12 protein-coding genes are annotated in these 14,606 nt (G+C 49.1%); 2 read left to right on the forward strand and 10 right to left on the reverse strand.

From position 1 onward, the window contains the following. Positions 1-44: 44 nt before the first annotated feature. The 6 genes from K6T23_RS13090 to K6T23_RS13115 all read right to left on the reverse strand — a co-directional run bounded on the left by K6T23_RS13090 (position 45) and on the right by K6T23_RS13115 (position 6,672). Positions 45-887, reverse strand: a complete 843-nt coding sequence (locus tag K6T23_RS13090; protein ID WP_238281320.1) for a sulfurtransferase — start codon at positions 885-887, stop codon at positions 45-47. Further along, positions 884-1,072 (reverse strand): hypothetical protein, encoded by a 189-nt coding sequence (locus tag K6T23_RS13095; RefSeq protein ID WP_056535853.1) that lies wholly within the window; start codon positions 1,070-1,072, stop codon positions 884-886. Before K6T23_RS13095 ends, K6T23_RS13090 begins: the two co-directional genes overlap by 4 nt. Next, positions 1,059-4,640: a dynamin family protein gene (locus tag K6T23_RS13100; protein ID WP_238281322.1), complete on the reverse strand. Its 3,582-nt coding sequence runs from the start codon at positions 4,638-4,640 to the stop codon at positions 1,059-1,061. The genes K6T23_RS13095 and K6T23_RS13100 overlap by 14 nt, the downstream gene beginning before the upstream one ends. Before the next feature lie 171 nt (positions 4,641-4,811). Continuing rightward, complete coding sequence (locus tag K6T23_RS13105; RefSeq protein WP_238281324.1) at positions 4,812-5,003, reverse strand: hypothetical protein; 192 nt, start codon at positions 5,001-5,003, stop codon at positions 4,812-4,814. A 35-nt stretch (positions 5,004-5,038) separates the two neighbouring features. After that, positions 5,039-5,587 carry an isoprenylcysteine carboxyl methyltransferase family protein gene (locus tag K6T23_RS13110; RefSeq protein ID WP_238281327.1) on the reverse strand — a complete coding sequence of 183 codons (549 nt, stop codon included), beginning with the start codon at positions 5,585-5,587 and terminating at the stop codon, positions 5,039-5,041. 20 nt (positions 5,588-5,607) lie between these two features. Beyond that, a complete protein-coding gene (locus tag K6T23_RS13115) occupies positions 5,608-6,672 on the reverse strand; it encodes a type III polyketide synthase (RefSeq protein WP_238284434.1) in 1,065 nt (354 codons plus the stop codon). A 509-nt stretch (positions 6,673-7,181) separates the two neighbouring features. Between K6T23_RS13115 and K6T23_RS13125 the strand changes: the two genes are divergently transcribed. Then, positions 7,182-7,658: a cupredoxin domain-containing protein gene (locus tag K6T23_RS13125; RefSeq protein WP_079516271.1), complete on the forward strand. Its 477-nt coding sequence runs from the start codon at positions 7,182-7,184 to the stop codon at positions 7,656-7,658. Between the two features lies 1 nt (position 7,659). Then, positions 7,660-9,294, forward strand: coding sequence for a b(o/a)3-type cytochrome-c oxidase subunit 1 (locus K6T23_RS13130; protein ID WP_238281329.1), 1,635 nt, complete (start codon positions 7,660-7,662; stop codon positions 9,292-9,294). A gap of 138 nt (positions 9,295-9,432) precedes the next feature. Here K6T23_RS13130 and K6T23_RS13135 read toward each other — a convergent pair whose 3' ends face one another. The 4 genes from K6T23_RS13135 to K6T23_RS13150 all read right to left on the reverse strand — a co-directional run bounded on the left by K6T23_RS13135 (position 9,433) and on the right by K6T23_RS13150 (position 14,546). Continuing rightward, positions 9,433-10,944: a carboxypeptidase M32 gene (locus K6T23_RS13135; RefSeq protein ID WP_238281331.1), complete on the reverse strand. Its 1,512-nt coding sequence runs from the start codon at positions 10,942-10,944 to the stop codon at positions 9,433-9,435. 165 nt (positions 10,945-11,109) lie between these two features. Beyond that, entirely contained in the window at positions 11,110-13,026 is a 1,917-nt protein-coding gene (locus tag K6T23_RS13140; protein WP_238281333.1) for an ATP-dependent DNA helicase, read from the reverse strand. A gap of 122 nt (positions 13,027-13,148) precedes the next feature. Next, on the reverse strand, positions 13,149-13,328 hold the full coding sequence (locus K6T23_RS13145) for a hypothetical protein (protein WP_148984510.1): 180 nt from the start codon (positions 13,326-13,328) through the stop codon (positions 13,149-13,151). 69 nt (positions 13,329-13,397) lie between these two features. Continuing rightward, a complete protein-coding gene (locus K6T23_RS13150) occupies positions 13,398-14,546 on the reverse strand; it encodes a THUMP domain-containing class I SAM-dependent RNA methyltransferase (protein WP_238284435.1) in 1,149 nt (382 codons plus the stop codon). Between the last annotated feature and the right edge of the window lie 60 nt (positions 14,547-14,606).

Here is a 14,606-nt window from a genome sequence, read left to right on the forward strand (position 1 = left end):
TTTTCATCAAATTCGATGATTACAGTATACCATAGATATACGGCTTACTGGTTGGAAATACCCGGATTCGCCACTTTGTGTTCAGGGTAGGAAACCCAGTCGCTGTAGCTTCCGGCGTACAGTCTGACATCCTCAAACCCTGATTCGAGCATGGAAATGATATTCGGGGTGGCCGTAATTCCTGAACCGCAATAAACGATGACCCGCTGTTTTTTGTCCAAATCGGCGTACCGATGTTCCTGGATTTCCGGATCAAGGTATCTTCCATCTTGTAGTGCATCCAGCCATGGAAAATTGACGGCACCGGGGATATGACCCGCTACACGGTCGAGTGGTTCTTCCTCTCCTCGATATCTCGCACTGCTCCTTGAATCGATGAGGGCCACATCACTCTCTCCACGTGCAATGGACCTTACTTCCTCTACCCCTGCCAACATGTCCTCTTTTATAGTAGGTTGATAATGACTTTCCTTAGGAGAAGGAACTTCTTTTGTGACGGGGAAGCCGTTTTTCTTCCATTCCTTCAGACCACCATCCATTACATAGACCCTTTCATGACCGATAAAGCGGAACAGCCACCAACCCCTTGCGGCAGGGGCTGCGTCTCCTCCATCATAGAGGACGATGGTCGAATCTTGATGGATGCCGGCTTTTCCGACTTTATCCACGAAAACAGCTAAATCGGGCAGAGGGTGACGTCCACCGTGTTTTTGGACTGGACCGCTAAGATCCCGGCCAATGTCGAAGTGGACGGCTCCCGGTATATGTTCTTCAGTATATAGACTTGACCCTTCACCGGTGGATAGTACTGCTTGACAATCGATCACAGAGAATGACGGATCCCCTAAGCGTTCGTAGACCCACTCACAGCTTTTGATGAAATTCATGATTTCCACCCTCTCTTTTCCATTAATTTCACAACCTGATCTTTAGGTACCCAGCAATCGAACCGGTAGGATGGCTGGGTATCGAAGCCTAGTCGTGCGCACATGTAGCGCGTTCCCCCGCCCTCTTTGTAAGCACGGAAATGGATGCAGGTGGCACAGACGTGGAAAGGATTAGGCTTTGGCATTCTTCACATCCTCCAGACGTGCAAGATCCGATGCCAGACTTTCAAGGTCCATCACTTGGGTCGTCACGTTGATGAGCGCGTCGAGCTGCTCTGATAACTGTTCCTTTGAATCGACCATCAGCTTTTCATGGTCCCTTTCCAGCAGGGACTCAGCCCACGTTGATAGGCGTGTTTCTTCTGTTGAAAGATAGGCATCTGCAGGAGACGAAAGGGATTTTTCCACCCTTTCCTGTATTTCTTTCTTCCCTCCACCTTCAAAGAAGTACTTGGCATTTTTAAATGAGTGGAACGCACTCTTCACATCTGCTTCCTGAAGCCCTTCGGTGAATTCGATAGTCGGGCGGTCGTCAAAATCGGGCTGAGCTAGGTAAAGCTCTGATTCCATTGCTTTGATCCGCCTTTCCAACTCCTCCATCTTGCCTTTCAATGCCCGGTCGATGAATTGCTCGATCCGTAGGGAGGTCGCCCTCATTTCCTGTGTAAAATCATAGGATATGCTCTGCTTCAACTCTTCTGCTCCGGCAGAGATGGCTTCCCCGGGGTTCCCACTTGAAGGGAATTTGCCTGGATGGAAGGCTTCCTTGAAGAAATCGGGGAGCCTGTAGAACACCCTTTGCTTCACATAGTGTAGGAGCTCAGAAAGTTCTTGACGCATTTCGGTGAGAAGGGGGGCTGGTGTTTCCGCATTCAACATGCGTAGGACGCCCTCTTTCGTTTCCATAAGTTGCTCCCTGCGACTTTCCTTGGATGCCTGATCCGTTGAGGCGAATTCTACCCACTGACGGAATCGGTTGTAGCCCCTTTCCCATTCGTGGATGGCGGCATCGATGCTCATCTGTACGAGTTCCTCTTCTATGAAGGAGTGGAATGCCTCCCTGAACGGAATTATTCCCGAGTCTGCTTCTTCCTCCATGGCCTGAAGGGAGGAGACACCGTAAATGCGAGGGAAACGGATGCCGTACTGCAGCAACTGGGACTCCACGTAGCCGAGGACCTCATCTTTTTCTCCTTTGTTTGCTGCGAGGTCGATGGCATTCACGATGAAGAACATTTTATCAAGCTCGAAGGAATCCTTCACCCTTCCAAGCTGTATGAGGAATTCCCTATCGGCTTTGGCAAAAGCGTGATTGTAATACGTAACGAAAAGGACGGCATCCGCATTCTTGATGTACTCGAATGCCACTCCTGTATGGCGTGCATTGATGGAATCGGCACCCGGCGTATCCACAAGGGTGATCCCCTGACGTGTAAGGGGACAATCGTAAAAAAGATCAATGCTCTCCACGAAACATGATCGTGATTCATTGGCTACGTATGTGCGGTACTCGTCGATCGGTACTTGTTTGACTGAGCCTAGATCCGCTGCAAGCTTTTCATAACCTGAGTGGAAGGCCGACAAGAAGGACCGATGGACATTTTCCCGATCCTTCGACTGAAGGATCGATGGAATCAACGAGTAAACCGACTCCAAGGAATCCGCCTTTTCACCAAAATGGGATAGGGAGTGATTCAGGTCACCAAGCATCTGCTGGGGTGATTTAAAATGAATATCGGCGGTCTCATGCACGTGATGATCCGATACAGGACAGATTCTGTTGATGGAAGCCGTGGTGGGATTCGGACTTACAGGCAAAACCGATCGTCCGAGGAGGGCATTTGCAAAGGAAGATTTGCCTGCGCTGAATGCCCCGAACAAGGCGATTGTAAAGGATTGATTGGAGATGCGCTCCCTTTTCCCCCTAAGATAACCCGCGGTTCTCCGGAATCCTTCATAGTTGGTGAAAACTTCTTCAAGGACAGTCAGCTTTCTGGCGGCTTCTTCCCTGGTTATACGGTCAGGCGATTCTTTGGCAATCTCGGGGGCCTCCGCGTGAATCTCCTCCCTGGTTGTGGCCGAAGATTTTTCAAGATCTTCCTGACTGCGGTAATGGGTATGTCTGATGTCCCACTTCTTCAGCCAGGATGACACGATCCCCTCCAAAACGGTCGAGTCTCTGGTTCCTTCACGGATACGGGTGGCTTGCTCCAATCGCTCTTCTTCGATCTGGTTCCATTTCAGGAACACAGCCGTTTTTTCCTGCACAGTCCGAAGTTCTTCTTCCATACGCTCATTTTCATCTGCAAATGCCGTATTTACCTCTTCTGTCATTTCTGTCATGAGGTCGTTGGTTTCCAACCGGCACCTCTTCTTGATCTCTTCTGCCAGTTCATTGCAGTATTGAAGAACATAATCCCCATTCAATCCTGCCCCCTCACGGATAACGTCGGTGATGAAAGCTGAATCGACTTCAAGAGACAATTCGTCCCATCTCTCAATGAATTGTCCGGAAAGACCGGCACTCTTCACTATTTTTTTCCCAAGGGTCCTGATATGCCACTGAAGCTGCGAATCAATTCTGCCATTGAGATCGGAGAGGAAGGCTTCCAGCCTCAATTCCTTCTCTTCTTCGGTTTTCTGACCCGTGAAGAGGAAGCCTACTTTGAAGCCTTTTTGACGACTTTCAAGAAACCGTTCCGCCAATTCCCTTGTTTCAAAGGGCATGAGATACGCATTCTTAAGGATATCGGCCCGCTCCTCTTCGAATGTATTCCTTATTCCGGTCCTGGCCAATAATCGGTCTAGCAGTTCTTTTTCCAGGGTGAACGCCCTGTCCATATCTTCCCATTCTTTATCTTCAAGTCCACTTTCTTCCTTTAGATGGTCAAGTTTGGTTTTATACCATTCATCATGCTCCTGGATCAATTGGGAGAGGGAAGCTTGAAGGGATTCCTCGATAAGGGATTGTCTATCCGTCACCTGTCGTTCAACGAGCGCCTCCAGTTCAGGCAGGTCATTCCCCTCCATATCCGGTTTCCTGAGGCTCGTATAGAAAATGCCTTCCGGCTCCACTCCCCACGATTGGAACGCATCCTTCACAGCCGTCTTGAAATCCCCGAAAGAGATTTCCCTTTCATTATGTTTGTCGATCTGATTGATCACAAGATACTGCTTTACTCCGTGCAGGCTCAGTTCCCTGGTGAATTCAAAGTTCACCTGTGATTGGACATGGTTGTAATCCATCACGTAAAATACAGCATCCGCCAGATGCAGGGCAGATTCCGTTGACAGACGGTGAGCATCATCCGTGCTATCTACACCGGGAGTATCAAGGATGGATACATGTTTATCCATATCCGACCTGCCGATTTCAACCGAATATACATCACGATCCTTGCACCATTCCCTCACTTTGTCCTCATCATACGGGGAAGGAATGTAGACAGGATGCTGATGCTGATAGTAGATCATGGCATAGTCAGAATCCGTTTTCTTCACCTTTACCAGGTTGGCACTGGTGGGTATGGGGGATGCGGGAAGGACACTGTCGCCAATAAGGTGATTGATCATACTGGACTTCCCTGCGGAAAAATGTCCGCAGAATGCAAGGATGAGCTCCTCCTCATACATTTTTTCAGCCAAGCGTTCAGCTTTCTCAACCCGTTCCTCGTCGCCCGCCAAACGGAATCGGTCACTGAGGGAAGCGATTGTTTGCATGGATGTATGTATGGTTCGTTTCGTTGTATTCATTGGACAATCCTCTTTTCAACCCGAGTTATGGTAACGCTTCTATTTTAGCGCATTTCCGTTATATTCTCTATGATATTCTCCCTTGAAGTGTTTGGTTTACCCAACCTTCATTTCTCCGAGCCCGCTCTTTTTCTACACAAAAAAACCACCCCGGCAGGATGGTTTTGGAAGTTATCTGGTCGTTTCGTTCGGAATGAGATTGGACCTTGAGGCGGTTCGCTTCTCGAACTTCAATGCCGTTTTACGAGGTTTTTCAGCTTTCATCACGTTGGAAAATACATATTTCATCACAAATCCGTAAACCAGCACCGTCAGTAGTACAAGAAACCAAACCATATACGTCCACTCCTTAATGAGAATCATCTTCAATTAGATCTTATCAAAAACGATAATCATTTTCAATAGGAATCGCTATTTTTTCTGAAAACGGGGTATCCCCTTGTCCTTCCATGCTTGTCGCGGTAGTCGGTTTCATTCCATAAAGCCCGTTCTTCTTCGGGAATCCTGACAGAAAGCATCCATTGATTGAGGAGGGTGAACAAGACCATTGTGAGATAGGCATTGAAAAGCAGCGGAACGAGGATGAGTTCCAGGGTGACGATCAGGTAATTGGGATGTTTAAAAAAACGGTATGGACCTTTTGCTACAACATTGGCCCCCCTGCAAACGATGATCTTCGTATTCCAGTAGCGACCAAGGGATACGATGGCCCACACCCTCCCGCACTGCACAACAAGGAATAGGGCGAACAAAGGAATCCAAAATGGGTTCAACTCGAACCCCATGCTCCATGCTTCCATGAGAATGACAAGAAAGAAGGCTGCATGCATGGCCACCATCCATTTGTAGTGATTTTGTCCGTATTCTACACCTCCCCGCTCCTTCATCCATTTTTCATTGGAACGGGCGATGAAGAGTTCCCCGAGCCTCTGGAGGATCAGAATCATGAATATGACGCCAAATATATTCATCCCTCCCACCTGAGCAACAATAATTCGGAGCTGAATCCCGGTCCAAGTGCCATGGCAAGGCCATGCTCCCCTTCTTTACCTGCATGCAGCATTTCCTTCATCACATACAGGATCGTAGCGGACGACATATTTCCGTATTCCTGCAGGACAGCAAGGGACGGGGCCATCATGGTTTTGGGGAATCCGAGTGATTTTTCATACGCATCTAGTACTTTCTTCCCCCCGGGATGGGCCACGAATTGCCGGATATCGGCAAGGCCCACTCCTTCTTTCCGGAGGAACTCTTCCACATTCGGTCTCAGCCATGTTTCTACGAGATTTGGGATGGACTTCGAAAATACGACATACAGTCCTTCATTCCGGACTTCCCACCCCATGACGTCCAGAGAGTCCCGCAGGAGGGTCGATCGAGTCGAGATGACCCGAGGGAGCGGCTTATCTCGTTTTTGCAGAAGGGGGCTGTCATCTCCGCACAAAACGGCGCATCCGATACCGTCGGCAAATAAAGAGGTTCCGATCAAATTGCTTTTGGAACGGTCCCCGTGCTGGAAGGTGAGGGAGCAAAGTTCTACGGCTAGGACGAGCACCGTCGAGGATGGAAAGGCACGGCAATACTCATGGGCCCTTGCCAGGCCGCTCGCTCCGCCGGCGCAGCCAAGACCCCAGATCGGAATCCGTTTGATATGTGGATCAAGACCCAGTTCATTCATGATCCTCGCTTCGATGGAAGGGGTTGCGATTCCAGAGGTGGAGATGGTGAAGATCGCCTCCACTGGCCCCCCTCCTATCGTTTCAAGCGCTTTTCTTACAGCATCTTTGCCCAATTGTACAGCAAACTTGATGTATTCTTCATTTTTTTCTTCGAAGGAGTGTGCAGAGCCGAACCACTCCAAATCCTTTACAAAATACCTACTGTTGATCTCCCCGTTTTGGAAAACGGTCAGTAGTCGATCAATATCTTTGAAACTTTCCTGAAAAAGCTGTTTGGCGAAAACGGAGGCATCCTCCTGATCGATGCGATGAGGGGGGATCGCCGTTTCAACTGAATAAATGACAGGCACGCTCAATCCATCTCCTTGTTTTACAGATATGGATAGAATCCCCTGTTCACGATGGAACCATGCATGCACTCATGTCTTTTTGGGCTGATGGTGAAGGATGATATCAATCTCTATATCTGCCGGGGCCAGGCAGAATCTGCATGACTGTTTCCTGTCATAAAGAAAACAGCAGTGGCTGCAATAAAAACGTTTCATATTCATTCCCCCATTCCTTTTTAACACTATATGCCGACATTTCCTTCTCAAGGCAATGAAATCTTCGAGACCTTCACATTCTGTTCAAAAGTAGTGTGACTTATATCACAGAAGTCTCCCGGCAGTTCAGCTAAGATGAGGAGGAAGGAACAATCAGGATGGGAGTGAGGAAGGTGAAAGATCCTCAAAAGAAAGACAGCTCTTTACAGGGGACCTTCGTGTCTGTATTGGCTATGGGACTCTTTTTGGCCTTGAGCTGGCTAGGGGTATTTCTCTTATTCATGTCGCGATTTTAACGCAAGGAGTGATGAGTCATGCATATGCATCGTTATGAAAAATGGTGGTTGACGCTTGGGACGGGTGCCCTTGTCCTTTTCTTATTCATACTGGGGGTCAGCGCCTTTCATCAGGGCCATAAGCCACCGAGTGCCAAGGCATTTATCAATCCTGAACGGGTGGATGCAACAGCCCCGTTCGACCAACCGGGTCTGAAGGAGGTAACCGGAAAAGACTGGGATTACGAATTGGTGATCGTCGCCTCTGCTTTTCATTATGAGCCTGGGGAATTCACCGTACCAAAGGGCTCAAAGGTGAAGATCATGGCTACGACCAAAGATGTGATCCACGGCTTTGAAGTAGCGGGTACCAACATCAATATGATGCTTGAACCCGGTTATGTCAGTGAATATGTGACCACGCTCGATCGAACAGGTGAATTCCTGATCGTGTGCAATGAATACTGCGGGGCGGGACATCATACGATGAAATCCATGCTGAAGGTGGTAGAGTAATATGAAAAAGATGTCTGACACGCGGGGTAGAAGCCTCTCTCTCGCCCATCTGTATGTCGCTTATTCCGCCCTGGCACTGGGAGGACTTGCTGGTCTCCTGCAGGTTCTGATCCGCTCCGGCGGCTTGACCCTGCCTGCTGGGATTGGATACTATCAGATCCTGACCGTCCACGGGGTGCTATTAGGATTGATTCTCACCACTTTTTTCATCATCGGCTTCCTTCATGCCTCCATCATCCGGACTGCGGGACCCTACTCCAACCGTTCAATTGTATTGGGGTGGCTGGGATTCTGGATCATGCTCATAGGCACCCTCATGAGTGCAACCATGATCTTGTTGAATGAGGCAACCGTGCTCTATACCTTTTACGCCCCCCTCATGGCTCATTGGCTATTTTACCTCGGCCTCACCTTCTTGGTCGTGGGGAGCTGGTTCTCCGGCGCCGCCATGATTTCAGCCTATCGTCATTGGAGAAAAGAACACCCTGGTCAGACGAGCCCATTATTGACCTTCATGGCGATCATCACCATCGTACTTTGGATCATTGCCACGCTCGGGGTCGCAGGGACAATTCTCTTTCAACTTCTTCCATGGTCCCTCGGCATCGTGGAGCGGGTCGATGTGTTGACGAGCAGGACGCTGTTCTGGTATTTCGGTCACCCCCTTGTCTATTTTTGGCTGCTTCCCGCCTATATGGCCTGGTATGCCGTCATTCCGAAAGTCATCGGCGGCAGGGTATTTTCAGACTCACTTGCCAGACTATCTTTTCTTTTATTCCTGTTGTTCTCGATTCCCGTCGGATTCCACCACCAGCTCGTGGAGCCCGGGATCGATGCCTTTTGGAAGTACCTCCAGGTTGTGCTCACCTTCATGGTGGTCATCCCCTCCCTCATGACCGCCTTTTCGCTCTTTGCCACGTTTGAAATCAGGGGAAGGGAGCTCGGGTCAAAGGGTTTATTCGGCTGGCTGCGAAAACTTCCTTGGAAGGATGCTCGCTTTACGGTCCCTTTCATTGGAATGCTCGCTTTCATACCTGCTGGCGCAGGTGGATTGATCAACGCTTCCAACCAGATGAATCAGGTGGTTCATAACACCATCTGGGTAACGGGGCATTTCCACCTCACCCTTGCGACGACCGTTGTCCTTACGTTCTTTGGAATCTCCTATTGGCTCATCCCCCATCTGACGGGACGTGTCCTCACAAAAGAGATGAACAGGCTTGCCATCATACAGGCAATCGTTTGGACGGTGGGGATGGGCATCATGTCCTTGTCCATGCATGCAGCCGGATTGCTCGGAGCACCGAGACGATCAGCGTTCTCCACTTATGGGGATGCCCCGCAGGCACTTGCCTGGATCCCTTATCAGGCAGCTCAGGCAATAGGAGGTACGATTCTTTTCATCGGCATCATCCTTGTTCTCTATATCGTGGTGAACCTGGCCTTCTTTTCACCAAAAGGCACCGAAACATTCCCTGTCGCTAATTCCGGATCTGCCAAGACCCCGAAAGCCCTTGAGGACTGGCGCATCTGGCTGACCATCCTCACCGCCCTGATCCTGATTGCTTACAGTGTCCCTTTCATTGATATGATCCAACAGGCACCCCCCGCGTCGAAGGGATATCGCCTTTGGTGACAGGAAACAGGCATGGAGATTTGTTCACGTGTGTTTCGGAATAAAGATGGTTTGAATAAAAAAATCCGAACGGATTCGACTTTCTCCAGGGAAAGTCGGATCATCGTTCGGATTTTTTTCCTACCCATATCCTCCGGGTCAGAGAGAATAGACGCCGGCATACTTCTCTGTAAGGTAGTCCGCGAGGTATTTGGCATTCAATCCCTCACCGGTGACGTCTTCAAGAATTTCCAAAGGTTTTTTCAGTTTGCCCCATTGATGGACCCTCTCCGTCAACCATTCCTTCACGGGTACGAGATTCCCCTCTTCCAGAAGCTGATCAAAGTTCGGAATATCTTCTCTCATGGCTTCCCTGAATTGGGCAGCGTACATATATCCGAGTGCGTAAGAAGGGAAATACCCGAAACTCCCGCCGGCCCAGTGTACATCCTGCAGGACCCCTTCGCCATCGTTAGACGGACGGATGCCGAGATACTCTTCATATTTTTCATTCCAGATGCGAGGGAGATCTTTTACCTCGATCTCATCGTTGAATAGGCCTTTCTCGATTTCATAGCGGATGATGATATGCAGTGCATACGTCAACTCATCTGCTTCGATCCGGATCAGGGAAGGTTTGGATTCATTGATGGCACGGTAAAATTCTTCGAGGCCAACCTCATCGAATTGCCCCGTGCTGAAGTCTTTCAATAGGGCATAATTCTTTCTCCAGAAGGAAAGATTCCTGCCCACGAAATTTTCATAGAAAAGTGACTGAGATTCGTGGATTCCCATGGAGGTTCCTGTACAAAGAGGCGTCCCGATGAGCTTTCCTGATATATTTTGCTCGTAGAGGGCATGTCCCCCTTCATGGATCGTACCGAATACGGCCGTCCGCCAGTCCTTTTCATCATACTTCGTGGTGACCCTTACGTCCCCGGGATTCAAGCCGATGGCAAATGGATGGACCGTTTCATCAAGGCGTCCGGCACTGAAATCGTACCCCATCTGTTCGAGGACCATGAGACTGAAGTCCTTTTGCTTTTCCTTAGGGAAATGTTCGAAGAGGAATTCCGTCCGCGGCGCTTCTGCATGCGATATTTTATGTACGAGCGGAACGATTTTGCCTTTGAGTTCATTGAACACTTCATCCAGTACACCGACTGTCACGCCAGGTTCGTATAAGTCAAGCAGGGTATCATATTTGTTCTCTCCGTACCCCCAATAGTCGATGAACCGTTTAGTAGTGGCCACAAGTTTTTCAAGGTACGGCTGGAACATGGAGAAGTCTCCTTTTTCTTTTGCCTCTTCCCAGATACCCTCGGCTTTTGATTGAAGGACAACATAGTCCCGGTATTCCTTGGCCGGTATCTTCTTATTCCGGTCGTACTCCTTTTGACATTCTTCCAACAGGGCACTCGTGATCTCATCAAGATCGTCGGTAACCGGCGTCAGCTTCGCCAGATAGGCTGCCATCTCACTTGATGTGGACATTTCGAATACTTCAGACGAAAGCATACCGATGACTTCGGAGCGCTGTGAGGCACCCTTCTTCGGTGCACCCGTCCTCAGATCCCAGAACATGAGTCCCAATGCTTCATTATAGGCGCTCATCTTACTTGAGTATTCCTTGAATGCTGTACTCACTTTTTTAATCTCTTCTTTATTCATGTTTCATTCCCCCTTTACCCTCCTATTTTACCATAAAAGTCAGACTAGGCAGATGATTCAATCTTGAAATCAGCGGGTCTTTCACCGGTGGGGCTTACATACCAACGAATCGGAATAAAAAACGGCTCCACCCGCCCTTGGAAAGGACGGAATGGAGCCGGCTCTTCATGCTTCAATGGATTCAATGCCGACAGGCAGGATTGCCTGTACTTCTTTTTGGAATGCCTGGTCGCTTTCATTCAGGAGGATATGGATGCTTCCACGGTCGCCTTCCGTCCTGATCAACCGTCCGATCCCCTGGCGAAGACGGAGGAGCATGTATGGAATATCGACTTCTGCATCAGCATTGCCACTATGCTTCCGCTTTGCATCGAAAACCGGATCCTTCGGAGGGAACGGCAGGGAATGGATCACCACTTGGGAAAGGGATGAACCCGGAATATCGAGACCTTCCCATAAATGATAGGAACACAGGACGGAAGATTCATCTTCCTGGAAACGCTTGACCGTATCACTGATCTCCCTGTCCCCCTCGTAGATCACATCGAAGGGTACGTCCTGTTCATTCATATGTCCCCTGAAGGCTTCCATTTCTTCTTTTGAGTTGAACAACACAAGGGACCTTCCTCCATGGTCGATCAATCGGCTGGCAATATAGCCGTATGATTCCGACCGTTGAATATGAGGCAGGCTCACACTCATCACTTCGTCGTACTCATATGGGGATTCGACGGAGAACGATTCATACGAAGCGATACCCAGAGACGACGATACATAGGAAAAATCACCGTGGTAAGACAGGGTTGCAGAAGAGAAGATGAAAGGGATGTTTTGGGAAAACACATGTTCTTTCAAGATTTCTTCTACCAGCCTTGGCATGACGACGAAGGTTTCTTCTTTGTCGGTCGATTCCAGCCAGTAAATCCCCTTATCATCCTCCACATAAAGCTTCAGTGAATAATGGATCTGTTCGAGGTATTCCTCCACCACCTTGAGAAGATATTCCTCTACCACATACATTTCCGATTCAAATACAAGTTCATTCAGGAGACCTTCAATCCTGGAAGCGAGGCCTTTTGCATGAACCAGAATATGAGGAGCACGGGACACATAGTGCCGATCGCTACCAGCCACCTTGTTCGACTCTTCTTCCAGAAGCTCGAACCAGCGGTCGTTATCAGCAAGGATTTCTTCGATCAGATAAAGTGTTTCCTCCCGAAGGTCGGAAGCAGATAACCGCTCCAATAGATGTTCGATGGTTTCTTTTGTCATTCGGTAGGTCATGGCTTTTTGGGAAGCGTATTCCAATAGATGTCCTTCATCAAAGACGACAGAGCTTGCTTCAGGGAGAAGGGGGAGCTGTCCTTCCCTTTTTCGGGAGTCCTTCGTCCAGATATGCTCCATATAGAAATCATGGGAGCAGATGATCAGATCTTTTGCCTGCCGGTAATGCTCCCGGTGCAATGTCAGACCGCAGCGGTGGCGTTTCGGACAGGCCATGCAGTCTTGAAGGGGATCCCATGCGATGGGTGCCCACTCTTCATCCGAGAGTTCTGCGTATTCCTTTCTGTCACCATAAGGATAAAATCCCGACATGGACCCACTCTCGTGGACGAACGACGGGAGGTCGCCCCAGATCCGCTCGTATTCGTCATGAGCAGACAGATTATCCTCGAGCTTTTTGATACAAAGGTATTGATCGCGTGATTTTGCCAGGCGTACATCGATATCGAGGCCGAGTGCCTCCTGGAGCTTGTCCACATCGCCACCCTCTTTGACGATCTGCTCGATGAGGGTCTCATCCGCACACGATATGATGGCGGGCTTACCCGTGTATCGCGCATAGCTTAAGGCATAGAGCAGGTAAACAAGGGTCTTTCCGGTTCCGACCCCCGCTTCTGCAAATATGACCTGATTCTGTTTATAGGCCTGATTGAGTTGAAATGCCATGAACACCTGTTCATCACGCAGATCAAAGCCTTTTTCAGGCAGAATATCGTAAAACACATCTCCGACCCAGTCGGATAATGCTTCATAGAATGATTGTTCCTTCGATAAGGGGAACGGCAGCGTTTGTCTCATAAAATCCTCCTACATGAACACAGTATATCTACTTTACTAGATTTCCTACGGGATGAAAAGCAGCAGCACATAAAAAGAGAGCATCCTCCGTCCGCCGTGGGACCGGATGCCCTTTCTCCCGTTCAATCGTACAGCCGTCTGGTGGCCAGTTCATATTGAATTGCCTGATCCAGTACCTTGGAGGCCTCGTCGAGGGAAAGGGGATTTCTTCCTTCCCCTTCTCCCTGCAGTGAAGCCATGGAACGTTGGATGGCCTGATAGATTTTATGATAGTCGATGCGATCCTGAATCATCGTACCCATTCCCCCTCTGATTAATAGAACCAGTTTATGCAGGAATGGGCGAATTTATACTTGGGATCGCCTACTATTTTATTCTTCTATCTTCTTGCGCGGTGGTCTTGGTCCCCAATACTGATAGTAATCGGTCCGGATGAATCCATTGAACAGTTTACGCTTCTTCGTGGCTTTCTTGCCATAGCATTCTTCGAAATGCTCCAGGCTCGTCATCATATAGACCGACCATGTATCAAGCTTGGAGAAGGCTTGTCCCATTTCACGATACATCAGTTCGACTTCCTTGCGATCGCCGAGACGCTCACCATACGGAGGATTTCCGACGATGACGCCATACTCGAGCTCCGACGTGAAGTCCCTTACCTGCATCTGCTTGAATTTCACCAAGTCACCGAGCCCTGCCTCTATGGCATTTTCCTTTGCAATGGCAATCATGCGGTGATCGATGTCGGTGCCGAGTATTTCGAGGGGTTGATCATAATTCGCTTGATCCTCTGCCTCCATCCTCGTACGACCCCATACATCACCGTCCATCATCGGCCAGGCTTCGGAAAGGAATTCACGGTTGAACCCAGGAGCGATATTCTGTCCGATGAGGGCTGCTTCAATGGCGATCGTCCCTGAGCCACAGAAAGGATCCACAAAGGGACGGTCCGGATTCCATGTTGTCAGCTGGATCAACGCAGCAGCCAGGGTTTCCTTCAAAGGAGCGTCCCCTTGACCTACACGATAGCCCCTTTTATGAAGACCCTGACCGCTGGTATCAAGGGTCAAGCTCACTTTATCTTTAAGGATGGCAACTTCGATCTTGAAAAGCGGTCCTGTTTCATCAAGCCAGGATGTTTTCTTATAGGCGGTTTTCAACTTTTCCACGATTGCTTTCTTCACGATCGCCTGACAGTCTGGCACACTGTACAGTTTCGACTTGACGGATTTTCCCTGAACAGGGAACTCCGCATCCACAGGAAGGAATGACTCCCACGGAAGGGCTTTCGTCCGTTCAAATAATTCATCAAAGGAATACGCATTGAATTCCCCGACGAGGATCTTGACTCGATCCGCCGTCCTCAGCCACATATTGGCCCTGGCGATAGCCGTTTCATCCCCTTGGAAGATGACCTTGCCGTTTTCAACCTGACATTCATACCCGAGATCCTTCACTTCTTTGGCAACGATCGACTCCAGCCCCATTGCGGCCGTTGCGATCAGTGTATACTTACCCAATACCTTCACCTCTATCATCATCGTTTGCACGTATTTTCAATCAAAAGTATTTTCTACAAA

The organism is Rossellomorea marisflavi (assembly GCF_022170785.1).
GTDB classification, from domain to species: Bacteria; Bacillota; Bacilli; order Bacillales; family Bacillaceae_B; genus Rossellomorea; species Rossellomorea marisflavi_B.